The following is a 23,178-nucleotide window of genomic DNA, read 5'->3' as shown; positions in this document are numbered from 1 at the left end:
TTCAGTGGAGTATTCAGTGGTTAGCATTCAGTGATCAGTATTAAGTTAAAACCCCGCTACCTGACCATTGAATACTGCTTACTGATTTATAGCATTCCTAATTCTAATTTGGCTTCTTCGCTCATTAAATCCTTGCTCCATGGCGGGTCGAAGGTAATTTCCACTTCGCACGATTTTACTGCGTCGATGGATTTGATCTTCTCCTCCACTTCCATTGGCAGGGTTTCAGCCACCGGACAGTTAGGAGAGGTTAAAGTCATGAGGATTTTCACTTCGTTGTCTTCATTGATCATTACGTCGTAAATCAATCCTAATTCATAAATATCCACAGGGATTTCCGGGTCGTAAATGCCTTTTAATACTTTTACAACGTCTTCCCCTAAATTGATGGTATCGTTAAATTCTTCCATTGTTCATGTCATTGCGAGATTGCTTGGCAATCTCTTCTATTTAATTAATTCCTTGCCTGAAAGGCCAGGGCGTACATTTTTATCTGTTTGATCATTGACACCAATCCGTTGGCACGAGTAGGCGACAAATGTTCTTTTAATCCAATCTCATCGATAAAATCCGTATCGGCCTCTAAAATGGCCTTCGGGGACTGATTCGAAAAAGCTCTTACCAAAATAGCGATGATTCCCTTAGTGATGATGGCATCACTGTCTGCCGTAAAAACGATATTTCCGTTTTGTTCTTCGGCGTGCACCCATACTTTGGACTGGCAGCCTTTGATAGTATTTTCATCCGTCTTGAATTGTTCATCGATCAACGGAAGATCCTTACCTAAGTCAATGACATATTGAAATCGTTCATCCCAGTCGTCGAACATGGAGAACTCATCAATAATCTCATTTTGTATTTCCTTAATTGTCATTTTATTGTGTATTATCGGCCAAAGCAACAATTTTATTTACCAATTTTTCAAGCTCAACCGGCGGATCACCGTGATCAAAGCCTTTGGTCTCATATCGGTTCCTGTCTACCTGGAAGGTAATGTTTGCATGTGCCGCCCCGTCATAAAAACGTTTTTCCGTCGGTCCTTTCATCTCCTTTACTTTTTCCAGATTTACTGCTTTTGCCAGTGTTTCTAATTCTTTCCAGTCGGCATCACTTACAGGTGTTGCCGTAAGCAGCTTTTTAGCATCCCTGTTTCTTGAGATATACAAATTATGATTCTCCACCCTCACAAAAAGGAAAAAACCCCTTGAGTTGGCTTCATATTCCATTGCCGGCATGACTTGTTGCTGATCTGCCACTTTCATTTCGGTTACATTTGTTTGTTCAGCCGCTTTTTTTTGACAATTACAACTTGCAAAAGTCAGTGTCAGGGCTGATAAAAGAGCAATTCCTTTCATAATGTACAGTTTTTAAGATAACATTCGCTGTGCTTTTTTTACCGCTTCCACAAAGATATCAATTTCTTCCTTGGTATTGTAGAACGCAAAACTTGCTCGTATTGTTCCCGGAATATCGAAGAAGTTCATGATCGGTTGTGTACAATGGTGGCCGGTTCGCACCGCTATTCCTAACTTATCTACAATCGTGCCAATGTCGTACGGATGGATCCCCGCGATATTGAACGAAATTACAGAAGCCTTGTTGTCACTTGTTCCGTAGATTTTCAAGCCTTCAATTTCCGAAAGTCGTTTTGTGCCGTAGTCCAGCAATTCCTTTTCATAATTCGCGATGTTGTCGAAACCGATACTGTTCAGATAATCGATAGCGGTTCCCAGTACGATACCCGCTTCGATGTTTGGTGTTCCGGCTTCAAACTTATGCGGAAGATCGGCATACGTTGTTTTCTCGAAGGTAACTTCTTTGATCATCTCACCTCCGCCTTGGTAAGGAGGCAAATCGTTCAACCAGTTTTCTTTTCCGTATAAAATCCCTACGCCGGTGGGCCCGCACACTTTATGTCCTGAAAACACGTAGAAATCGCAATCCAACTCTTGTACGTCCGGACGTAAATGAGGTGTCGCCTGTGCACCGTCAATTAAGACCGCAGCACCGACACCGTGTGCTTTATCAATGATATATTTGACCGGGTTTACCGTTCCCAAAGCATTGGAAATATGGTTAACCGCCACAATTTTCGTTTTTTCGGAAAGTAATTTATCAAATTCGGATAGGATCAATTCCCCTTTGTTGTTCATCGGGATCACAACCAATTTAGCACCGGTTCTTTCACAAAGAAACTGCCACGGCACAATATTACTGTGGTGCTCCAAAGCCGAAACCATAACCTCATCCCCTTCTTTTACAAATTTTGCAAAACCATTAGCCACCAGATTGATCCCTTGGGTGGTACCGGACGTAAAGATGATTTCGTGATTGTGTTTCGCATTCAGATGCGCCTGGATGGTATTTCGGGAAACTTCATAGGCATCCGTGGCGAGCTGGCTCAACGTATGCACCCCGCGATGGATGTTGGCATTGATCTCGCTGTAATATTGAGAAATCGCATCGATAACTACTTGAGGTTTCTGGGCAGTAGCGCCGTTATCAAAATAAACAAGTGGTTTTCCGTTTACGGTTTGGGACAATATCGGGAATTGTGCTCTTACTTTTTGAACATCAAACATTTTAGTACTTCTAGTTTCTGCAAATTTACGTCTTGTTTATTTAAAATTGGTATAAATAAATGATAAAATCTACTCTAAAACACAATATCAAAAAAATAATAGCGTTTATTTAAATACATTTGAATAAAATGTATATTTACAATATGTATAGCAAAGAACTAACCAAAGGGACTTTATTGCCGATCATCTTAAAACTCATCAGTGAAAGCGATAAGATGTATGGTTATGAGATCACACAGAAAGTAAAAGAGCTCACCTCGGGAAAAATTGACATTTCCGAAGGGGCATTGTATCCGATTTTACACAAATTGGAAGCAGACGGTATTCTGGAAACCGAACGAGTTTATATAGGAAAGCGAGTAAGAAAGTATTACAAGATCACGGTTTCAGGCCAAAAACACGTACAGGAATTAAGTAATGAACTGAACGATTTCATTAATACATTGACTTTGATTTTTAATCCAAAAACCATCAACTCATGAATGTAGCCGACCGTGACATCGATTATATCGAAACCAATCTAAAGTTTTATGGCATTACCGATCCGCTCCTTAAAGAAGACCTGCTGGATCATATTTGCACGCATCTGGAAAAATCCAATCTTACTGATTTTGAAACGGCCTATCAGGAAGCGATAACCAACTTAGGTGGTTATGCAGCAATGCAGCTGCTTCAAAGAGAGAAAACCGAAAAAGCCTTGATCAAAAGTTTTATCCGAAGAAAGCGAAATGTCCATCTGACCTGTGCCATAAACGCCATCGTATTGCTTATCGGATTTCTTTTCTTCATGTTTAAATGGCCTTTTTCGGGGGTATTGATTTTGATTGGCTTTTCAGTACTTATCCTGATTACTATTCCAATGATCATTTACGAACAATACAAATTAAAGGCGCAAAAAATTCTACTACTAAATAAATAAACCATGACAAAATCGTTTTATCTGGTTGGATTTCTGACCACATTTGTTTTAGGAATCGGTACGATGTTCGAATTCCTGCATTGGCCTTTTAGAGGTATGATTGTTTTTGTTGGATTTCTGATGCTGAACTTCGGTGTGATTCCGATGTTTTTCTATCACAAATACAAAACCGCCTTAAAATGATACGGCTTGTTCTCTCGACTTGTTGTCTATTAGCATCCTGGATTTGCGCTTCACAACACAATCCGTATTCTAAAATTGACGAATTACTCCGAAACTATGACAAGCCGAATGCCCCGGGACTCAGCATCGGAATCGTTGAAAATGGGAAGCTGATGTATTCCAAAGGAATCGGCAATGCTAACTTGGAATACAACATCAAAAACTCAGATTCTACCGCTTTTAGTCTGGCTTCCATTGCCAAACAATTTACCTCAGCATGTGTTTGGACATTAGTTCGAGATGGCAAGATTTCGCTCGAAGACGACATCCGAAAATACTTGCCTGAGATGCCTGACTATCCGCAAACCACAAAAATAAAACATCTCCTGAACCATTCCAGCGGATTGAGCAATTACCACACTTTAATGGATCTGAAAGGTTTTGATTATGATGTGGAATACTACGACAACAACACGGTTTTAGATCTTGCGTCAAAACAAAAAAGACTCAATCATACTCCCGGTACCAAAACAGTGTATGGCAATACTTCGTATACCTTGTTGGCAATAATCATAGAACGGGTAGCACAGAAAAATCTACAGGAGTATGCCAAGTCGCAACTGTTTGACCCTTTAGGAATGCATCATACACAAGTACGGATCGAAAACCAATCCCTGATCAAAAACAGAGCCGTTGGCTATCAGGAGCAAGGGACGGAATACCTTCAAAATCCGCGAATTCAGAAAAGCTATGGCTCGGGAAGTATGGCTTCCACGGTAACCGATATGGTGAAATGGTGCTCAGTTTTAAACGGGACAAATACGAATTTTAAAGGTTTATCCGAATTTTTAACAACTTGTGATATAGCTAATCCAAACGAAAAAGCCAATTATGCCCGCGGCGTAATGACCGACAACTACAAAGGCTTTAAAACCATCAGTCACAGTGGCTACGGATGGGGCGGGCAAACCCAGTTAATTACTTTACCGGAAAAACAACTGGGGATCATCATCCTGACGAATCTGGAATCCATCACCTCTGGCCCGCTTTCTTATCAAATCTTGGATTTGTTGCTGCCTAACACCAAATCTGAAAACAAAAAAACGTCCCTATACAAAACGAATCCGAAACAATTTAAGTATTATGTCGGAGCGTACAAAGAAAGCAACAGCGACATGAAAATGAAAATTTTTGTTGAAAACGATACGCTCAAAGCCAGAGGTAGCCAAGCTAAAAAAGCCATCGCGCTAGTAGGCTATGAAAAAGGAAAATTCCATCGAACAGGCAATGAAAGCGCGAAGTACGATTTTACCAAAGCCAAGGAATATGATCTGATCATCCGTTTTGGCGGGACGCCGTTTTACTTTCAACGTGCCGAATTCGTAAAACCGGAAAACGTACAAATCGATGAATTTGTCGGGGATTATTATTCGGAGGAATTGGAGGTTGTCTATCGATTTACTAAAAACGGTAATCGGCTGATCCTTGGTTATACAAACCACGAAAACATACCTTTAGCGCCTGTTCAAAAAGACGAATTCGGAAACAACCAGCGCACTTTATATCATTTTGTAAGGGATGATAACCAACAGATAAAAAGCCTGTTACTTTCCAGTGAAGGCACTGTACAAGATATCCTCTTTGTGAAGAAATAAGCTGTTTTTCCTTCAGCTTATTTTCTAATATCCTCCTCCCGCTCCGCCGCCACTGAAACCGCCACCACCGAAAGGCATTTCATCGTGAGAAGTAACCACTTTGGTTTGCATTTGGGAATTGATGATCAGCGCCTGGGCATTTAAGATCAGGCTGCTGTCGGAACTGCGGTCAGGTGTAAAGGTTAAACCAACTTCTTTGTCTTTCAGTTTTCGAATTGTAAAATAACTTAAAGCAAAAAGCGCCAATCCGCCTAAGATCAAAGCCGTTTCCAAGGGCATCAACTGGTAATAGTACCGAATAGTAAAGAACGAGTACCCAAACGTGAAAAGACCAATTAACAACACCATTCTGTCCTTCCTAAACAAGGAATAACCCATGTAAGAAATGGGAATAAAGAAGGTCAGCCCATAGAACAAAAATGCAAAAGGAATATCATTTTCAGCAGTGACTACAACATGCAGCAAATCGGCCGAAAGTTCCCGAACCACCATATAATTAACAGAGAAATATCCCAGCAATAGGGCAAAACCTCTAACAGCCATAATCGCATTACTGTAGATGAAAAACTTTGGGTTATCTTTGATTTTCTCACCAGCAACATAAAAGCCGCAGGCCAATGCAAAACCGATAAAAGGAAGAAATACGGCGTTGATCATCCCTTGATTTGCAATCAGATCAAACACGAAGGCGACAAGTCCGACACATCCAACCACAGCAGATAAAGTGTGCGCATATCGGAGACAACAGGAAAACCCCAAAAGCATCATTATTATAAAAACCACAGCCGTATTATCCGTGGCAAAAAAGAAAGCAAGGCAGAAAAACAAGGGTATCGACAAGATGAACGCATCATCCAATCCATGTTTAAAATAACCGGCTTTGGCTAAAAATTCCGAGCCAATGATGCTGATTATTGCGTAAATAAAAAAAACATATTCAATCTCTGCCTGCAAAAGCGGAGACAGGAGCATTGCCAAAAACCCCGTTATGGCAGATAACATCAGACATCCCAAAAGGAAAAAACCAATCCTTATCAGTAAATTATTGTGGGAATTAAATAAGTTTAACCGCGAGTTAATATCCTGCAATTGTGCTTTCGGTATAAATTTCATCTGATACAACCCCCTGGCCTGAGCGACCAACAGTTCGTTCTCTATAATTTCTTTATTGTAAGCCAGCATGTTTTTCCTTATTAAAATTACGGACTAATTTGATGAACATAATAATCGATCCCGCCACATAAATTGGTGAAAGATACATGAGTGGTATGGCAAAATCCGCAATATCCAAAGTATCGAAGACTCTTATCACAAAAATATTAAACCCGATATAACCATACAATAACGAAAAAACAAAAAGCGAAGTGGCTCTGTGCTTATGACCCATCTTATAAAAAAACCAAGTGTTTCCCACTAGAGCAAAAATGAATCCGAACCAATAGTCCTCTGTCAGACCTGCAATCGTACAAATGGCGACCAGATGTTGGGCAAAGGTGTAAAAAACAAAATAAAAATGAGGCTTCAGGTTTTCCTTAAGGGTGTACTGCGTCCAGAGAATGAGGACAATCCCTATTAGGATTCCAAAGTAGGTCAGATTCGGGTTGGAATAGATCTCGTTTTCAAAAACCGTTTGTGGCGTTAAAGTAATTCCGGCAAACGCGATTAAAGAAGTGATTGCCATCGAAAGCACGGTCCGATTATCGAAAAAATAGGCAACGCCAAAACAAAGCACAGCCGAAAACAAAGAAACCAGACTGAAATCCTTCCCGAAAATAGTATACTGAAACTGAAGATAGCCAACAAAAATACACGCCAAAAGACTTCCCGTAAGTACAAGATAATCATATAACGAATTGTCAAAAACCACTTGTCCCCTTGAAAATCCTTTGGCTTTTTTAAAACTGAAATAGAAGCAGACCAACATCAAAACCAAGTTCACCGCTAAAATCGCAATGTGTCCGATACTGTCAATATTTTTATAAACCAGTGTTCCGATGCCGGTTGTGAAAAGCAGTACTGATAAATACACCAAAAAAAGAAGTTCCGTATTTAAGGAAAAAAGCCCTAATGACTTATGGTCTTTTACTTCCTGATATTGTGCTTCGGAAATAAAGCCTTTGTCGGCCAGCTTTTGGAGTTGCTGTTCTGAGAATTTATCCATCTCTTGATAATTGAATTACCCAAATATAGGGAAATAGCGCTATGGAAAATTCCTGCAAACAAAAAAACCGCCTTTTACAGCGGTTTGTTTTAGTATAATGATGGATTCTTTGTCTTACAGATCAAAGCCCATATTCACGTTAAGCTTCGTAGCGATGATTTTTGCGATTTTAGCCTTCAATTCCGGAATTTTGATACTCGAGGTCACTTCGTTTGTAAACGCGTACATAAGCAGCGCTTTTGCCTCTTTTTTCGGGATGCCGCGCTGTTGCATGTAGAACATCGCGTTTTCATCCAACTGACCAATGGTACAACCGTGCGAACATTTCACGTCGTCGGCGAAAATTTCCAATTGCGGTTTCGCGTTGATTGTTGCTTTATCGCTTAACAAAATGTTATTATTTTGCTGGAAAGCGTCTGTTTTCTGCGCTTCTTTTTCCACATAGATCTTACCGTTGAACACGCCTGTCGATTGTCCGTCCAAAATTGTTTTGTAGTTCTGATGACTTTCGCAGTTCGGCTGTTCGTGGTTTACCAAAGTATAATGGTCTACGTGTTGTTTGTCGCCGATGATCGTAATTCCTTTCAACGTCGAATCGATTCTTTCCCCGTGATGGAAGAAATTCAGATTGTTTCGCGTAAGATTTCCACCGAAAGAGAACGTGTGAACGGATACTCTACTCTCCTGTTTCTGCGAAATAAAGGTATTGTCAATCAAGTTCGCGGTCTGCACATCATTTTGAATTTTGTAATAATCCACGATAGCGCGTTTTTGAGCGAAAATTTCGGTAACCGAATTGGTCAACACCGGGTTTTCGTTCAGACTCTGATGACGCTCCACGATTTGTACATGTGCATTTTCTCCCACGATTATAAGATTTCTCGGCTGAACCATCAAAGCCGCTTCGTTACCGGTAGAGAAATAAATGATCTCAATCGGTTTGTCCACCACCTTGCTTTTCGGGATGTTGATATAAGCGCCTTCAAATGCAAAAGCGGTATTCAACGTCGTTAAGCTTTCCTCTTTGCTGGCCACCTGATTGAAATACGTATCAATCACCATTTTGTATTTCGGTTTGGTCAATGCCGAAGACATTAAGCAAACGTCCAATCCGTCATGGGTGGTTGAAGATAAAAACGTACTGAAAATCCCGTCGATAAAAATTACCTTATAGGTATCCAAATCGTTCAGGAAATATTTTTTTACGTCTTTAACTTCAATGTTATTTTCCTTTTTCGGGAAGATGCTGAAATCGTTTTTCAACACCGCATTCAGCGAAGTATATTTCCAGGCTTCCTCTTTTTTGGTCGGAAACCCTTTTTCTTCAAAATTCTTTAAGGCTTCGGTACGAACTCCATGCAACGCTTCCGCCACATCAACTTTTTCTTCGAAAGCCATGAAAGAAGCAATCAATTTCTCTTTCAACTCCATTTCTTAGCTTTTTAACCAGTCGTATCCTTTTTCCTCTAACTCCAATGCCAAATCCGCACCGCCTGTTTTCACGATTTTACCGTCGTGCAGCACGTGTACGAAATCCGGAACGATATAGTCTAACAAACGTTGGTAGTGTGTAATCACGATTACCGCGTTGTCTTTACTTTTCAACTTATTAACTCCGTTGGCTACAATACGTAAAGCATCGATGTCCAGGCCAGAATCTGTTTCGTCCAAGATCGCTAATTTTGGATTTAACATCGCCATTTGGAAGATCTCGTTACGTTTCTTCTCCCCACCGGAGAAACCTTCGTTTAACGAACGAGAAAGGAATTTACGGTCGATTTCCAACAATTCGGATTTTTCACGGATCAGTTTCAGCATTTCATTCGCCGGCATTTCTTCTTCACCACGTGCTTTGCGGCTTTCGTTGATTGCGGTTTTCATGAAGTTGGTTACTGAAACGCCAGGGATTTCTACCGGGTACTGGAACGATAAGAATACACCTTTGTGCGCTCTTTCTTCCGGAGCCAGTTCGGAGATGTCTTCCCCGTCCAGGATGATTTCCCCTTCGGTTACTTCGTAAGTTTCATTTCCGGCGATGATTGAGGATAAAGTACTTTTTCCGGCACCGTTTGGTCCCATGATCGCGTGCACTTCACCGGCTTTAACTTCTAAATTGATTCCTCTTAATATTTCTTTGTCTTCTACTGAAGCGTGTAAATTCTTTATGGTTAACATAATTAATTTGAAAATTACGTAATTTGAAAATTTGAAAATTTCTAAACTACTTTTGTTTTTGACGTTATTATTATCTTATTTACTATTCTTGATATATTATTAATTTGTTCTATTAATCTTTCTGTACATGGATAGTTTTCAGAAAACTTACACAATTCCAGCCAATATATCGTTTCTTCAATTTCTTTTGCAGCTATTTAAATTTATGGATGAAATCGGCTTTACTCTCGGCATTTTGTGCTTCACGTATATTTGCTCCGATTGATGTTCCTGATTTTAAAAGCTGATTGGCAATAACAAACTTCTTGTTTTCTTGTAAATCTTCACAATACTGAATGATTTCTAATGCAAACTGAAAAGTCAATTTTATATTACATTTTCTTTGTGCTCCATTTACAAATTTTCAAATTGCCTCATTTTTAAATTTTTATCCTACTGATCCTTCCAACGAAATTTCTAATAATTTTTGGGCTTCCACCGCGAATTCCATCGGTAATTTGTTCAATACGTCTTTGCTGAATCCGTTTACGATAAGCGCAATGGCCTTTTCGGTAGGGATACCGCGTTGGTTACAATAGAACACTTGGTCTTCCCCGATTTTGGAAGTGGTCGCCTCGTGCTCGATCTGAGCCGTTGTATTTTTAGATTCGATATACGGGAAGGTATGCGCTCCACAATTATTACCCATTAATAACGAGTCACATTGCGAGAAGTTACGCGCGTTATCCGCTCTTGAAGAAATCTGTACCAAACCTCGGTAACTGTTTTGCGATTTTCCGGCAGAAATACCTTTTGAAATAATGGTCGATTTGGTGTTTTTACCCAAATGGATCATTTTGGTTCCGGTATCGGCCTGTTGGAAATTGTTGGTCACGGCGATAGAATAGAATTCTCCGATGGAGTTATCCCCTTTCAATACGCATGACGGATATTTCCAGGTTACGGCTGAACCGGTTTCTACCTGTGTCCATGAAATTTTTGCACCAGTCTCGCACAAACCTCTTTTGGTCACGAAGTTGAAAACCCCACCTTTCCCCTCTTTGTTTCCGGGGTACCAGTTTTGTACGGTTGAATATTTGATTTCGGCATTGTCCAAAGCAATAAGCTCAACGACCGCCGCGTGCAATTGGTTTTCGTCACGGCTTGGCGCGGTACAGCCTTCTAAGTACGAAACATAACTGCCTTCATCGGCAATTACCAACGTTCTTTCAAACTGACCTGTTCCTCCCTGATTGATTCGGAAATAGGTTGATAATTCCATCGGACATCTAACGCCTTTCGGAATATAACAGAACGATCCATCTGAGAATACAGCCGAATTTAACGCAGCATAGAAGTTATCGCGTTGCGGTACTACCGATCCGATGTATTTCTGAACCAATTCCGGATGTTCCTGAATCGCTTCGGAAATCGAACAGAAGATAATTCCTTTCTCGGCCAATGTTTTCTTGAAAGTGGTCGCCACGGAAACGGAGTCCATAACGATATCCACAGCCACTCCGGCCAATTGTTTCTGTTCGTCTATAGAGATACCCAGTTTTTTGAAGGTCTCCAACAATTCCGGATCAACCTCATCCAAACTTTCGTATTTGTCTTTTTTCTTCGGAGCCGAATAATAGGAAATAGCCTGAAAGTCCGGTTTTTCATAATGTACGTTTGCCCAGTGCGGCTCGGTCATTTCTTCCCAGGCACGGAACGCTTCCAAACGCCACTCGGTCATCCATTCCGGCTCGTTTTTCTTTTTGGAAATGGCACGTACAATGCCCTCGTTCAAGCCCGCAGGGAACGTATCCGATTCGATGTCGGTGTAAAAACCGTATTCGTATTCTTTGTTTTCGAGTTCGACTTTTAAGTCGTCTTCAGTGTATTTTGACATAATTTCTTGTAACTAAATTTTATAGCGAAAACGATTCGCCACATCCGCAGGTTCTTTGTGCATTCGGATTGTTAAACACGAATCCTTTTCCGTTCAATCCTCCGGAATATTCTAAGGTGGTTCCTACCAGATATAGGAAACTTTTTTTGTCAACGGCAATTTTTATATCGTTGTCCTCGAACACTTTATCATCATCCCCTAAAGTTTTGTCAAACTTTAATTCATACGACAGCCCTGAACACCCGCCACTTTTCACGCCCACGCGGACATAATCGGTCGCAGTGTTAAAACCATCATCCTCCATCAAAAGTGTGATTCTTTTTTTTGCTGTTTCAGATACTTTAATCATAACGTTTATACAGATTAACTCTAATTTAGTGCAAAGATATCACATAAAACGATTAATACCTAACTGCTAACATTTTTATAACTTATTCCGTCATAGTCTTTTCCTATAAAGCATTTTAGATTGCGAATTCCCCGAAGATTGATTAATTTGCAAACGCAATTTTTAAGTCACGAAATCATGAAAATATACCCAATAGAAGCCGGAAATTTCAAATTGGACGGTGGTGCCATGTTCGGCGTGGTCCCGAAAACCCTTTGGAACAAAACCAATCCGGCCGATGAAAACAACCTTATCGATATTGCGGCGCGTTGTATGCTGATCGAAGACGGCAAACGCCTGATTTTGATCGATACGGGCATGGGCGACAAACAATCCGACAAATTTTTCGGTTATTATTCCCTTTGGGGTGACGATACAATAGACAAGTCTCTGGCAAAATACGGATTTCATCGTGACGACATTACCGACGTGTTCATGACGCACCTTCATTTCGACCATTGCGGCGGAAGTGTGGAATGGAACAAAGACCGCACCGGTTACCAACCGGCATTTAAAAATGCTGTCTATTGGTCAAACGACAACCATTGGGATTGGGCCACGAAACCGAACGCAAGAGAAAAAGCGTCTTTTTTGGCGGAAAACATCATTCCGATGCAGGAAAGCGGGCAATTAAAGTTTATTGAACGTCCAAAAGCTGATTTCGGGATTTCCAAGGAAATGGATTTCGGAATTTTTTATGTCGACGGTCATACTGAAAAAATGATGATCCCTCATATCCAATATCAGGACAAAACCATTGTTTTTATGGCCGATCTGTTACCAACTGCAGGACATCTTCCCCTGCCTTATGTAATGGGTTATGATACGAGACCGTTGTTAACGCTTCCGGAAAAAGCCAAATTTTTGAACACAGCAGCGGAGAAAAACTATTATCTGTTCCTCGAACATGATGCCCACAATCAGATCATCACTGTAGAACAAACCGAAAAAGGGGTCCGCCTAAAAGAGGTTTTTACCTGTGAAGACATCCTTTAATAAATGATTAAACGCCTTCCAAAAACTGAAGGCGTTAATTTTTTACTAAAATTTACTTGATATATCAATTATTTAAAAATCCTTCATAACTTTGAGTAAAGAAATTTGTTAGTGGAGAAATTAGTCAATATCATCTTTTACAACATTGATCACAGCATACGACTGTATCGAATGTTTGCACAAAAAAAACTGCGCGAACACGGTTTCAGGATAACCATCGATCAGTGGCTGGTAATCAAATGCATACTCGAAAACCCAACCATCACGCAACACGAACTGAGTGAGATGGTTTTTAAAGACAATGCATCCGTTACGAGAATCATTGACTTATTGATAAAAGCCGGATATCTGGAAAAAGAAATCAATCCGGAAGACCGAAGAAAATTCATGCTTCATGTTACAAAAGCCGGTGAGGAAGTAATAAAAAACGTTCAGGAAGTTGTATTGCAAAACCGCAGCATAGCCTTAGAGGGAATCGGCCAAAAAGAACTGGAAATTGCCGATGCGGTTTTAAGAAAGATAATTGCCAATTGTAAGCAATAGCATCAATCAGAAAACAAAATCATCAATCAAAAATCGAACTGTTATGATTAAGGTTATTTTAATTTTAGTTACCATAGTGATTACAGCAGTGAGCTACCTTATCTTATAAGTAGCTCATTTTTTTTTGCTCCGGCACGTAAGTTTGGTTTTTAAAAAATCGTAACTTGCGGTTTGTTGCCAAAAATCTGTTAATATTTTCCGATTTTGTAACAATTAATAATACTTCAGACAAATCTCAAAAACAAAAAGCACTATGAACATATTCAGAACCTATTACCTGTGCGCAGGACTGGCTTTGGCCCTTGCGAGCTGCGGAACCCAAAAAATGGTGTCCACTCCTACGGAGAACATTGATAAAATGCCGATGAAAACGGGCAAAATTGCTGAGAGCGATTTGAAACGCTGGAGTCATCTGGATTTAGGCAAAGACACTATCCCCGGAATGAGCGTGGATAAAGCGTACAATGAACTGCTAAAAGGTAAAAAAGGGACGAAAGTTATTGTTGGGGTTGTAGACTCCGGTATTGATATCGATCATGAAGATTTAAAACCATCCATCTGGACCAATCCGAAAGAAATCGCAGGAAACGGAAAAGATGATGATAATAATGGCTATGTGGACGATATGCACGGCTGGAATTTCCTAGGGGACTCCGACCAAGAGAACATGGAATTTGTTCGTATCCTTAAAAAAGGTGATGACGGCTCGGAGACCTATAAAAAAGCAAAAGCTGAATATGATAAAGCCATGCAGGAAGCCATGCAGGGCAAAATGCAGGTGGATTTCATAATGGCAGGTGATAAAGCTATTGCTGACCATCTGAAAAAGAAAAACTACACGCTTGACGATGTAAAGACAATTCAGACCACGGATCAGACTTTGTTGCAGTACAAAGGAATGATGATGCAGATTCTGGCCCAAACTTCTAAAGAAGAATTCGACAAAGAAATCGAAGAATACAAAGACCATATCTACGGAGAGACCAATTATCATTTAAATCTTCAGTTCGACGGAAGAAAAGTGGTAGGAGACAATCCGGATGATCTTTCAAACAAGAAATACGGAAACAATAATGTGATCGGACCTGAGAAAAAAGGAGCGAAACACGGAACACACGTTGCCGGAATCATTGCCCAAACAAGAGGTAATAACAAAGGTGGCGACGGTGTGGCAAGCAACAATGTACAGATTATGGCTGTCCGCGCTGTGCCGGATGGGGATGAGTACGACAAAGATATCGCTTTAGGTATCCGTTATGCAGTAGACAACGGTGCTAAAGTAATCAACGGAAGCTTCGGTAAGTACTTCTCAACCCACAGAGACTGGGTTCACGATGCTATCAAATATGCGGCTTCTAAAGACGTTTTGGTGGTCTTTGCTGCCGGAAACGAATCGTATGATTTGGACACGATGAACAAATATCCTACCGATTCTTATGATGGTCAGCCGGAAATTTCCAACAACGTTTTGATCATTGGGGCCATTGCACCAACTTATAGTTCAGACATGGTAGCAAGCTTCTCAAATTACGGAAAAACGAGCGTGGATATTTTTGCACCGGGTGATAAAATCTACGCCACAACGCCTAGCAATACTTACCAGTATCTTCAGGGAACTTCTATGGCATCGCCAAATGTTGCCGGAGTTGCAGCGCTGATCCGTTCGTACTATCCGACACTGACAGCCGCTCAGGTAAAACAGATCATCATGGAATCCGGAACACCAATAACACAAAAAGTTTCTGTTGGAGAAGCTAAAGAAATGAAGTCGTTTAGCGACGTTTCCAAATCCGGAAAAATAGTAAATGCTTACAACGCGTTGGTAATGGCGGCGAAGATGGCAAAAAAATAATTATCTTTGAAAACGTATAATCGGAAGGGAAAATTCCCTTCCTTTTTATTTATTTGAAAATGAAAAAATACCTTTTATTATCGCTGTTCGTTACCACTGCGGTTTTTGCGCAGAACAATCCAAACCCCGGATACTGGCAACAACACGCCGATTACAAAATGGAAGTTTCCATGGATGTGAAAACATACCAGTACAAAGGAAAACAGACCTTGGTTTACACTAATAATTCTCCGGATACTTTACGTCGTGTCTACTATCATCTGTACAATAACGCATTCCAGCCAAACAGTGCAATGGATGCTCGTTTGAAAGCCATAAAAGATCCGGATGGTCGTATGGTAAATAAGGTGAAAGTCGGCGAGAAAGAAACCCGAGAAAGTCGCATCGCCGCTTTAAAACCAAATGAAATCGGATTCCTGAAAATCGCCAACCTGAAACAAGACGGAATGACAGCTCCCAATAAAGTCGTAGGGACTATTTTGGAAGTGGATTTAGCGAAACCATTATTACCTCATACTTCTACTACTTTTACATTGGATTTTAACGGACAGGTTCCGGTACAGATCCGTCGTTCAGGCCGAAATAACAAAGAAGGTGTGGAACTTTCCATGTCGCAGTGGTATCCGAAAATGGCCGAATACGATTTCGAAGGATGGCAGGCAGATCCTTATATCGGAAGGGAATTCCACGGCGTTTGGGGGAATTTCGACGTACAGATCACCATCGATAAGGATTATGTTTTGGGCGGAACCGGTTATCTGCAAAACAAAAACGAAATCGGTCATGGCTATCAGGATAACGGAGTAAATGTGACTATTCCGAAAAAACAGAAAAAATTAACCTGGCATTTTATCGCGCCGAACGTGCATGATTTTACTTGGGCGGCCGATAAAAACTATTTACATGATATCGCACAGGTTCCTGGTGGTGCTACCATACATTTCCTATACAAAAACAATCCTAAAATCATTGATAACTGGAAAAAATTACAGCCGGCGACTGTCCGACTAATGGAAATTTACAACAATACGGTTGGTAAATATCCGTATGACCAATATTCGGTTATTCAGGGTGGTGATGGCGGAATGGAATACGCCATGTGTACGCTTATCCTTGGCGAAGGCACTTTTGAAGGATTGGTTGGCGTTACAGCCCACGAAATGGCTCATTCCTGGTTCCAGCACGTATTAGCTTCCAACGAGGCAAAAAACAGCTGGATGGATGAAGGTTTTACCACTTGGTTGGAGAACTACGGTTTAAATGAAATCGCCGACAAAAAAGTTGACAACCCGCATGAAGATTCGTACAAAGGTTATTACATGCTTGTAAAATCCGGAAAAGAACAACCACAGACCACGCATGCCGACCGATATGACGAAAACCGCCCGTACAGCATTCAGGCATACAGCAAAGGAAATGTATTCTTATCACAATTGGAATACCTTATCGGAAAAGAAAATCTGATGAAAACCATCAAAAGATACTATGCCGAATATAAGATGACCCACCCTACTCCTAATGACATAAAACATGTGGCGGAAAAGGTTTCGGGTGCGAATTTAGACTGGTATTTACAGGAATGGACCAAAACGACCAATACCATCGATTACGGCATTAAATCGGTAGAGGAAAACGGGAAAATCACAAAGGTGACCCTTGAGCGTATCGGAAGAATGCCTATGCCTTTAGACATTGTGGTAACCTATGAAGACGGAACTCAGGAAAGCTTCTATGTACCGCAAACCTTAATGCGTTGGAACAAACCCAACCAAACTTCACTAAAAAGAACAGTTACTGAAGGATGGGATTGGGCCTACCCTACTTTTGAATTTAGTATCGGTAAGGAAAAAGGAAGCATCAAATCCATAGTGATCGATCCTTCCGGTTTAATGGCCGATGTTAACGGAGCCAACAACATCTACAACAAATAAAAAATCTGAACTAAACCGGCTGTAACAGGCCGGTTTTTTTATGTTTATTGGAATTTGACAAATACGGAAATTTGAATTTGAACTTCGTATCTTTGCCCTGAAATGAAAAACACTTACCCAAAGCACGAAAAGCTGAAAAGCAAAACCACCATCGATTTACTGTTTTCCGAAGGGAAATCCGTATCGAAATATCCGTTGCGTTTGGTATATGTTCCGACAGTTTTAGAAAACGAAGAACAGATTAAAATGGGCGTTTCGGTTTCTAAAAAATACTTTAAGAAAGCAGTTGACCGGAATTACTTCAAGCGACTTTTGCGCGAAACCTACCGTCTGAACAAATCATTGCTCTTGGACAACATTAAGGAACCGTATGCGTTTATGTTCTTCTATCAAAGTAAAGAACGCCTCTCCTACCTGGACATCAATAAAAAAACCATTCAGCTTTTTGAAAAGTTTATCGAAGCCACAAACTCCGATTCCAAATAACCCCTGATCAGAAACACTTTTTCTTACAGTTTTTGCGTTACTCATTAAAAACCAAAAACTTATGAGAAAGATACTTTTCTATTTATCACTGCTGATCATCCCGATTTCCTGTAAGAAAGCCACTGCCGAATACGACTCAATGGCTGTCATTGTAGACAGTGTAGAAGTAGAAGACGCTGATAAGGTAGCAGAATCCGCGTTGCTGCCGCCTCCTCCGCCTCCAAGCGAATATTCCAGTGCAAAAATGGATGCGCCTATGCCCGTTCAACAAGAAGACATTCAGCCCAAAATCATTAAAACGGGTCGTTTGCGATTTGAAACATCCGATCTTGAAGCCTCTTTTTCATCCGTTAAAAAAGCAATTACTAACCACCAGGCGTCGGTCCAAAGTGATGTTTCCGGCACAAACGATGAATACCTGTACAGAAACATAACCATCCGAATCCCCAGCGTTTCTTTCGATTCCTTCATCAGCGAAATCAGCAAAGGTGTGAAACACTTTGACCGTAAGGAAATTTCAGCCGAAGATGTCACGGAGGAATACATTGATGTCGAAGCCCGTCTCAACACAAAAAAAGCGCTGGAAAAAAGGTATTTCGAATTATTAGGAAAAGCTACCAAGGTTTCCGAAATGCTTGAAATCGAAAAGTCACTTTCTGAAGTACGCGAGGACATCGAAGCAAAAGAGGGTCGATTAAAATACCTGAAAAGTCAGGTTTCCATGAGCACGGTACATCTGGAAATGTACACCAACATCCCTTCCGAAAGCGGGGCTACGGTTTCTTATGGCGGAAAAATGGGCAATGCCTTCAAAGAAGGATTCAACAACATTGCAACTTTCTTCCTAAGAATGCTAAACGTTTGGCCTTTTATCCTTATTTTCGTAATTGGCTTCTTCCTTATCCGAAGACGACGCCGAAGAAAAACGACTTAAAATGCTAGCAGTACTAAAAAGAAAATACGTCCTTCCTGTTTTGGCGGGCGGATTTTTGTTTGTGGGTGCGAGTTTCAAACAGGATTTTTTTGAGATCGCCAAGCAAATCGAAATTTTCACCACACTCTTTAAAACCGTAAACCAGAATTACGTAGACGAAGTGAATCCGGGTGAATTAATGGACAAGGCCATCAAAAACATGTTGGCCGATCTGGATCCGTACACCAATTACTTCAACGAGCAGGATGTGGCGCGTTTCAAGATCAATTCTACCGGCGAATATACGGGCATTGGTGCAATGATCAACCGAAAGGAAGGGCGACTGATCGTGGTGGAACCATACAAAAACTTTCCTGCCGATAAAGCCGGACTCAAAGCCGGTGACGAGATTGTTCAGATCGGCGATGTGAATCTGGTGGATTTCAAGGAAGACGCCGGAACCCTTTTACGCGGTGCTAAAAACACCAAAGTGGATATCAAGTACAAGCGTCAGGGGAAGATGATGAACACGCAGATCACTCTGGACGAAGTAGAAGTAAAGGCTGTTCCGTTTTATTCCATGCTTTCGGATAAAACAACGGGCTATATTGTCTTATCGCAATTCAATACCAAAGCCTCTTTCGAGGTAAAAGAAGCTTTAACGAAATTAAAAGGGGAGGGCGCTACGAAAATTGTCCTGGATCTAAGAGGAAATCCGGGCGGTTTATTGCACGAAGCGGTGAATATCTGCAACCTTTTTGTGCCGCAAAATGAGGTGATCGTAACCACAAAATCCAAAAACGAAAAACACAACAATACCTACAAAACACAAAAAACACCGGTAGATTTGGAAATTCCGTTGGTGGTTTTGGTAGACGGAAAAAGCGCTTCGGCTTCCGAAATTGTTGCCGGTGCCTTACAGGATCTGGACAGAGCGGTAATTGTAGGGGCACGAAGTTTCGGAAAAGGTCTGGTACAACGTCCGTTGGATCTGACCTACGGGACTCAGGTAAAAGTGACCATTTCAAGATATTACACACCTTCCGGACGCTGTATCCAGGCGTTGGATTACACGCATAAAGACAAAGATGGAAAGGCTATTCGTACAGAATCCAAAAACTATAACGCGTTTAAAACCCGAAAAGGTAGAACCGTGTACGATGGCGGCGGTATTCAGCCTGACGTGGAATTGGCAGAGACCAAACAGAGTACCGTTGCAGCCGCGCTGCTTAAGAACGACGGCATCTTTAATTTTGCCACGGAATATTACTACAAAAACCCGAATATTGGCACTACGATTCCGGTTATTACCGACGCAGATTTCACGGCTTTCAAGGCTTTTCTTAAAAAAGACAACTTCCAATTGGATACCGAAACGGAAATTGCCCTGAGAAACACTTTGGCTACTGCCAAAAAAGAAAAAATCGATGAATCCATTGCTGCAGAATATCAGCAATTATTGTCTGCTTTGCAGCGAAGCGAAGAAAAAGAACTTGAAAAAAACAAAGCCGAAATCAAGGATTTACTGCTGGATGAAATCATCAAACGCTATCAGTACAGAGAAGGTTTGTATCAATATTACACCAAAAGCAACATCGAAATTTCAAAAGCAATTTCCATTTTGAACAATAGCGCAGAGTATAATAAAATTCTGAAAAACTAAATTTCATACCCTTTTTAGTTTTACTGTACTTTTTTATAATAATTTTGTGCTAATTTAAATTTTCTAAAAGTGAGTTCACACAGTAGCAACCACCTGAACAAATTAACATTAGGTGGTTTAATTGTAACCTTAGGGATTATCTACGGAGATATTGGTACTTCTCCGCTTTACGTAATGAAAGCCATCATCGGCAAACAGTCCATTAACCCGGACGTCGTTCTTGGAGCCATTTCCTGTATTTTCTGGACACTGACTTTACAAACCACATTCAAATACGTAATCTTAACGCTTCGAGCGGACAACAAAGGTGAGGGGGGAATTTTTTCGCTTTATACCTTGGTTAAAAAACTGAAAAAGAAATGGTTGCTGGTTCCTGCAATTATTGGAGGGAGTGCCCTTTTAGCGGACGGAATCATTACTCCGCCCATTTCGGTATCCTCTGCCATCGAAGGGTTAAAGACTTATAACCACGACCTGAATACCATTCCGATTGTAATCGGTATTTTGTTCATTCTTTTCTTTATCCAGCGCTTCGGAACCAAGTTTGTCGGGAAGTTTTTCGGTCCGATGATGTTGCTTTGGTTTGGGATGCTGGGCGTATTGGGTTCAATCCATCTTTTTGGAAACATCCAAGTACTAAAAGCTTTAAACCCTTATTATGCAATCCATTTACTGCAGATTCACCATGAAGGTTTCTACGTTTTGGGATATGTTTTCCTTTGTACAACCGGAGCGGAAGCCTTATACAGTGACCTAGGACATTGCGGGATCAAGAACATACGAATCAGTTGGATCTTTGTAAAAACCATGTTGGTTATTAACTATTTCGGACAGGGCGCTTACCTGATTGCGCACAGCGGAAAAACCTTAGCCGAATTAAGCGGCAGCGCGAGCAACCCCGGTAATCCATTCTATTTGGTGATGCCGAACTGGTTTTTACCCTTCGGAATCGCGATCGCTACTTCGGCAGCCGTGATCGCTTCTCAGGCTTTGATCAGTGGTTCGTTTACCTTGATTTCAGAAGCGATGCGTCTGAATTTATGGCCAAAAGTTCGCGTAAAATATCCAACCGAATTGAAAGGGCAGTTGTACATTCCTTCCATCAACTGGTTGCTTTTCATCGGCTGTGTGTTCATTGTTGTTCATTTTGAAGAATCCGGAAACATGGAAGCCGCCTACGGTCTGGCTATCGTACTTTGTATGATCATGACCACCATCCTCTTAGGTTTCTTTATGGTTTTAAAACGATACCATCCGGCGTTCATCATTTTTGTACTGGCGATGTATCTGTCCATCGAGCTTTCATTCTTCATTGCCAACATCGATAAATTCCCTCATGGAGGATATGTGTCGGTATTCATCGCAGGTCTCTTGGCTTTTGTAATGGTAGTCTGGTTTACGGCAAAAAAAATCAGAAAAGAATATACGGAATTCGTAAAGGTAGACACGTTTAAGAAAGTGATTTCCGACTTAAGCAACGACCTTTCCATCCCGAAATACGCCACGCATTTGATTTATTTAACAAACGCTGGAATCAGTGATGAAATTGAATCAAAAATTGTATATTCGATTTTACAAAAAAGACCAAAACGTGCTGATATTTATTGGTTCGTACACGTTAATGTGACCGACGAGCCTTATGAAATGGAATACCGGGTTCGTGAAATGGTGAAAGATGATATTATCCGTGTGGATTTCTACTTAGGTTTCCGTGTGGCGCCACGTATCAACCTTCTTTTCAAAAAAGTAGTTCAGGATATGGTGAAAAACGGTGAAGTGGATATCACCAGCCGTTATGAATCCTTACAGCGAAACAACGTAATTGGCGATTTTAAATTTGTACTGATTGAGAAATTTATATCTTACGATAACGATTTTCCTTGGTATGAAAGAATAATTTTAGATATTTACTTTTTACTGAAAAAAATAAGTTTATCGGAAGAAGAAGCATTTGGGTTGGACAGCAGCTCGGTAAAAGTGGAACAATATCCAATTTTGATCCATCCGCCGTCTGATATCAACCTGCATCGAATTAAAGACCGTAGCCATCATTAAAGATGAAAAAAATTATTTTCTTTTTGTTATTCCTTACCCATTTTGCCCACGCGCAGGAAGAGGTTGTACATTCCGTCTATTTTGAATTTGATAAATTCAAATTGGACGAAAAACAGGCCAATGAGGTAGTGGCTTTCGTAAAAGCAATAGATACTTCCAGAATTGAAAGTGTTCAGATTTACGGATACTGCGATGACAGAGGCAAGGACGCTTACAATTACAAACTTTCAAGCAACAGGGCCAACACGATCAAAGCCAAATTGATTGAGAAGGGAATCAAAAATGTGATCATAGTAACCATCGAAGGAAAAGGGCGCATCTTAATTGATGATGATATCGTTGAAAATCTTCCGGAAGTCCGTCAGAAAAACAGACGTGTAGATGTGGTGATGAATTTCAAAAAGATTCCTCCAAAACCGATACCGGGGGTTTACAAAGACATCAAAAAGGATCTGATCGTAGGGGATCGCATCTATCTTGAAAAAATCCTGTTTGACAATGGAAGCAGTAAGTTAACGGCGAAATCAAAACAGGAACTGGAGCGTATCGCACGTATCCTTCACAAATACAAAAACATTCAGTTTGAAATCCAGGGACACATCTGCTGTACCCCGACATTTCAAAGAGAAGCCATTGATAAGGATACCCGTAAAAGAATGCTTTCCATAAACCGTGCGGAAGCCGTTTACAAATACCTTATCTTCAAAAGAATAGACAAAAGCAGAATGACTTACAAAGGCTACGGAAATACAATGCCTTTAGGAAATGGTCCGGATCAGGACAGACGCGTGGAATTGGTTATTACGAAAATCTAACAGCTT

The 23,178-nt window shown here is 40.7% G+C and carries 24 protein-coding genes; 13 read left to right on the top strand and 11 right to left on the bottom strand.

Annotation, left to right across the window (positions count from 1 at the left end; translation table 11 throughout):
• Positions 1–86: 86 nt before the first annotated feature.
• From AC3E9U_RS09495 to AC3E9U_RS09480, 4 genes are read right to left on the bottom strand one after another with little or no spacing between them, the layout of a single operon-like run.
• Positions 87–410: an SUF system Fe-S cluster assembly protein gene (locus AC3E9U_RS09495; RefSeq protein ID WP_023569718.1), complete on the bottom strand. Its 324-nt coding sequence runs from the start codon at positions 408–410 to the stop codon at positions 87–89.
• A 44-nt stretch (positions 411–454) separates the two neighbouring features.
• Positions 455–874, bottom strand: coding sequence for a SufE family protein (locus AC3E9U_RS09490; RefSeq protein ID WP_488746663.1), 420 nt, complete (start codon positions 872–874; stop codon positions 455–457).
• A 1-nt stretch (position 875) separates the two neighbouring features.
• Positions 876–1,355: a hypothetical protein gene (locus AC3E9U_RS09485; protein ID WP_488746662.1), complete on the bottom strand. Its 480-nt coding sequence runs from the start codon at positions 1,353–1,355 to the stop codon at positions 876–878.
• Positions 1,356–1,367: 12 nt separating this feature from the next.
• The gene (locus AC3E9U_RS09480) at positions 1,368–2,582 is read right to left on the bottom strand and encodes an aminotransferase class V-fold PLP-dependent enzyme (RefSeq protein WP_488746661.1); all 1,215 of its coding nucleotides are present in this window, start codon (positions 2,580–2,582) and stop codon (positions 1,368–1,370) included.
• Positions 2,583–2,725: 143 nt separating this feature from the next.
• Between AC3E9U_RS09480 and AC3E9U_RS09475 the strand changes: the two genes are divergently transcribed.
• From AC3E9U_RS09475 to AC3E9U_RS09460, 4 genes are read left to right on the top strand one after another with little or no spacing between them, the layout of a single operon-like run.
• A complete protein-coding gene (locus AC3E9U_RS09475) occupies positions 2,726–3,064 on the top strand; it encodes a PadR family transcriptional regulator (RefSeq protein WP_488746660.1) in 339 nt (112 codons plus the stop codon).
• A complete protein-coding gene (locus AC3E9U_RS09470; RefSeq protein ID WP_488746659.1) occupies positions 3,061–3,501 on the top strand; it encodes a hypothetical protein in 441 nt (146 codons plus the stop codon). Before AC3E9U_RS09475 ends, AC3E9U_RS09470 begins: the two co-directional genes overlap by 4 nt.
• A gap of 3 nt (positions 3,502–3,504) precedes the next feature.
• Positions 3,505–3,684, top strand: a complete 180-nt coding sequence (locus AC3E9U_RS09465) for a hypothetical protein (protein ID WP_488746658.1) — start codon at positions 3,505–3,507, stop codon at positions 3,682–3,684.
• Positions 3,681–5,318, top strand: coding sequence for a serine hydrolase domain-containing protein (locus AC3E9U_RS09460; protein WP_488746657.1), 1,638 nt, complete (start codon positions 3,681–3,683; stop codon positions 5,316–5,318). The genes AC3E9U_RS09465 and AC3E9U_RS09460 overlap by 4 nt, the downstream gene beginning before the upstream one ends.
• A gap of 24 nt (positions 5,319–5,342) precedes the next feature.
• On the opposite strand, the gene AC3E9U_RS09455 is transcribed toward AC3E9U_RS09460, so the two are convergent.
• The 7 genes from AC3E9U_RS09455 to AC3E9U_RS09425 all read right to left on the bottom strand — a co-directional run bounded on the left by AC3E9U_RS09455 (position 5,343) and on the right by AC3E9U_RS09425 (position 11,879).
• Positions 5,343–6,500 (bottom strand): hypothetical protein, encoded by a 1,158-nt coding sequence (locus tag AC3E9U_RS09455; RefSeq protein ID WP_488746656.1) that lies wholly within the window; start codon positions 6,498–6,500, stop codon positions 5,343–5,345.
• The gene (locus AC3E9U_RS09450) at positions 6,484–7,479 is read right to left on the bottom strand and encodes a DUF2157 domain-containing protein (protein WP_488746655.1); all 996 of its coding nucleotides are present in this window, start codon (positions 7,477–7,479) and stop codon (positions 6,484–6,486) included. Before AC3E9U_RS09450 ends, AC3E9U_RS09455 begins: the two co-directional genes overlap by 17 nt.
• Positions 7,480–7,593: 114 nt before the next feature.
• A complete protein-coding gene (gene sufD, locus AC3E9U_RS09445; RefSeq protein WP_488746654.1) occupies positions 7,594–8,910 on the bottom strand; it encodes a Fe-S cluster assembly protein SufD in 1,317 nt (438 codons plus the stop codon).
• A 3-nt stretch (positions 8,911–8,913) separates the two neighbouring features.
• On the bottom strand, positions 8,914–9,654 hold the full coding sequence (gene sufC, locus AC3E9U_RS09440; protein WP_488746653.1) for a Fe-S cluster assembly ATPase SufC: 741 nt from the start codon (positions 9,652–9,654) through the stop codon (positions 8,914–8,916).
• Between the two features lie 193 nt (positions 9,655–9,847).
• Positions 9,848–10,018, bottom strand: a complete 171-nt coding sequence (locus AC3E9U_RS09435) for a four helix bundle protein (RefSeq protein WP_488746652.1) — start codon at positions 10,016–10,018, stop codon at positions 9,848–9,850.
• A 63-nt stretch (positions 10,019–10,081) separates the two neighbouring features.
• The gene (sufB, locus tag AC3E9U_RS09430; RefSeq protein WP_488746651.1) at positions 10,082–11,530 is read right to left on the bottom strand and encodes a Fe-S cluster assembly protein SufB; all 1,449 of its coding nucleotides are present in this window, start codon (positions 11,528–11,530) and stop codon (positions 10,082–10,084) included.
• 19 nt (positions 11,531–11,549) lie between these two features.
• Positions 11,550–11,879: a HesB/IscA family protein gene (locus AC3E9U_RS09425; protein WP_488746650.1), complete on the bottom strand. Its 330-nt coding sequence runs from the start codon at positions 11,877–11,879 to the stop codon at positions 11,550–11,552.
• Between the two features lie 177 nt (positions 11,880–12,056).
• Between AC3E9U_RS09425 and AC3E9U_RS09420 the strand changes: the two genes are divergently transcribed.
• The 9 genes from AC3E9U_RS09420 to AC3E9U_RS09380 all read left to right on the top strand — a co-directional run bounded on the left by AC3E9U_RS09420 (position 12,057) and on the right by AC3E9U_RS09380 (position 23,172).
• The gene (locus tag AC3E9U_RS09420) at positions 12,057–12,914 is read left to right on the top strand and encodes an MBL fold metallo-hydrolase (protein ID WP_488746649.1); all 858 of its coding nucleotides are present in this window, start codon (positions 12,057–12,059) and stop codon (positions 12,912–12,914) included.
• A 111-nt stretch (positions 12,915–13,025) separates the two neighbouring features.
• Positions 13,026–13,457 carry a MarR family winged helix-turn-helix transcriptional regulator gene (locus tag AC3E9U_RS09415; RefSeq protein ID WP_488746648.1) on the top strand — a complete coding sequence of 144 codons (432 nt, stop codon included), beginning with the start codon at positions 13,026–13,028 and terminating at the stop codon, positions 13,455–13,457.
• Between the two features lie 253 nt (positions 13,458–13,710).
• A complete protein-coding gene (locus AC3E9U_RS09410) occupies positions 13,711–15,309 on the top strand; it encodes a S8 family peptidase (RefSeq protein ID WP_488746647.1) in 1,599 nt (532 codons plus the stop codon).
• A 59-nt stretch (positions 15,310–15,368) separates the two neighbouring features.
• Positions 15,369–17,240 carry a M1 family metallopeptidase gene (locus AC3E9U_RS09405; RefSeq protein ID WP_488746646.1) on the top strand — a complete coding sequence of 624 codons (1,872 nt, stop codon included), beginning with the start codon at positions 15,369–15,371 and terminating at the stop codon, positions 17,238–17,240.
• Positions 17,241–17,342: 102 nt separating this feature from the next.
• The gene (gene rnpA / locus AC3E9U_RS09400; RefSeq protein ID WP_488746645.1) at positions 17,343–17,726 is read left to right on the top strand and encodes a ribonuclease P protein component; all 384 of its coding nucleotides are present in this window, start codon (positions 17,343–17,345) and stop codon (positions 17,724–17,726) included.
• 61 nt (positions 17,727–17,787) lie between these two features.
• Positions 17,788–18,660, top strand: a complete 873-nt coding sequence (locus AC3E9U_RS09395) for a DUF4349 domain-containing protein (protein ID WP_488746644.1) — start codon at positions 17,788–17,790, stop codon at positions 18,658–18,660.
• A gap of 1 nt (position 18,661) precedes the next feature.
• Complete coding sequence (locus AC3E9U_RS09390; protein ID WP_488746643.1) at positions 18,662–20,302, top strand: S41 family peptidase; 1,641 nt, start codon at positions 18,662–18,664, stop codon at positions 20,300–20,302.
• A gap of 69 nt (positions 20,303–20,371) precedes the next feature.
• Complete coding sequence (locus tag AC3E9U_RS09385; RefSeq protein WP_488746642.1) at positions 20,372–22,357, top strand: KUP/HAK/KT family potassium transporter; 1,986 nt, start codon at positions 20,372–20,374, stop codon at positions 22,355–22,357.
• Positions 22,358–22,359: 2 nt separating this feature from the next.
• Positions 22,360–23,172 carry an OmpA family protein gene (locus tag AC3E9U_RS09380; protein ID WP_488746641.1) on the top strand — a complete coding sequence of 271 codons (813 nt, stop codon included), beginning with the start codon at positions 22,360–22,362 and terminating at the stop codon, positions 23,170–23,172.
• Positions 23,173–23,178 lie beyond the last annotated feature (6 nt).

Source organism: Flavobacterium sp. 21.1 (assembly GCF_057801535.1).
Note: the sequence above shows the minus strand (reverse complement) of the source record. Positions and strands in the feature narration are given on the sequence as shown.

Excerpts from the sequence above, each read along its gene's own strand:
- AC3E9U_RS09395 (WP_488746644.1), top strand. The coding sequence starts at position 17,788 with ATGAGAAAGATACTTTTCTATTTATCACTGCTGATCATCCCGATTTCC.
- AC3E9U_RS09405 (WP_488746646.1), top strand. The coding sequence starts at position 15,369 with ATGAAAAAATACCTTTTATTATCGCTGTTCGTTACCACTGCGGTTTTT.
- sufD (WP_488746654.1), bottom strand. The coding sequence starts at position 8,910 with ATGGAGTTGAAAGAGAAATTGATTGCTTCTTTCATGGCTTTCGAAGAA.
- AC3E9U_RS09475 (WP_488746660.1), top strand. The coding sequence starts at position 2,726 with ATGTATAGCAAAGAACTAACCAAAGGGACTTTATTGCCGATCATCTTA.
- rnpA (WP_488746645.1), top strand. The coding sequence starts at position 17,343 with ATGAAAAACACTTACCCAAAGCACGAAAAGCTGAAAAGCAAAACCACC.
- AC3E9U_RS09410 (WP_488746647.1), top strand. The coding sequence starts at position 13,711 with ATGAACATATTCAGAACCTATTACCTGTGCGCAGGACTGGCTTTGGCC.
- AC3E9U_RS09490 (WP_488746663.1), bottom strand. The coding sequence starts at position 874 with ATGACAATTAAGGAAATACAAAATGAGATTATTGATGAGTTCTCCATG.
- AC3E9U_RS09390 (WP_488746643.1), top strand. The coding sequence starts at position 18,662 with ATGCTAGCAGTACTAAAAAGAAAATACGTCCTTCCTGTTTTGGCGGGC.
- sufC (WP_488746653.1), bottom strand. The coding sequence starts at position 9,654 with ATGTTAACCATAAAGAATTTACACGCTTCAGTAGAAGACAAAGAAATA.
- AC3E9U_RS09450 (WP_488746655.1), bottom strand. The coding sequence starts at position 7,479 with ATGGATAAATTCTCAGAACAGCAACTCCAAAAGCTGGCCGACAAAGGC.
- AC3E9U_RS09485 (WP_488746662.1), bottom strand. The coding sequence starts at position 1,355 with ATGAAAGGAATTGCTCTTTTATCAGCCCTGACACTGACTTTTGCAAGT.
- AC3E9U_RS09425 (WP_488746650.1), bottom strand. The coding sequence starts at position 11,879 with ATGATTAAAGTATCTGAAACAGCAAAAAAAAGAATCACACTTTTGATG.
- AC3E9U_RS09480 (WP_488746661.1), bottom strand. The coding sequence starts at position 2,582 with ATGTTTGATGTTCAAAAAGTAAGAGCACAATTCCCGATATTGTCCCAA.
- AC3E9U_RS09420 (WP_488746649.1), top strand. The coding sequence starts at position 12,057 with ATGAAAATATACCCAATAGAAGCCGGAAATTTCAAATTGGACGGTGGT.
- AC3E9U_RS09460 (WP_488746657.1), top strand. The coding sequence starts at position 3,681 with ATGATACGGCTTGTTCTCTCGACTTGTTGTCTATTAGCATCCTGGATT.
- AC3E9U_RS09455 (WP_488746656.1), bottom strand. The coding sequence starts at position 6,500 with ATGCTGGCTTACAATAAAGAAATTATAGAGAACGAACTGTTGGTCGCT.
- sufB (WP_488746651.1), bottom strand. The coding sequence starts at position 11,530 with ATGTCAAAATACACTGAAGACGACTTAAAAGTCGAACTCGAAAACAAA.
- AC3E9U_RS09495 (WP_023569718.1), bottom strand. The coding sequence starts at position 410 with ATGGAAGAATTTAACGATACCATCAATTTAGGGGAAGACGTTGTAAAA.
- AC3E9U_RS09465 (WP_488746658.1), top strand. The coding sequence starts at position 3,505 with ATGACAAAATCGTTTTATCTGGTTGGATTTCTGACCACATTTGTTTTA.
- AC3E9U_RS09470 (WP_488746659.1), top strand. The coding sequence starts at position 3,061 with ATGAATGTAGCCGACCGTGACATCGATTATATCGAAACCAATCTAAAG.
- AC3E9U_RS09380 (WP_488746641.1), top strand. The coding sequence starts at position 22,360 with ATGAAAAAAATTATTTTCTTTTTGTTATTCCTTACCCATTTTGCCCAC.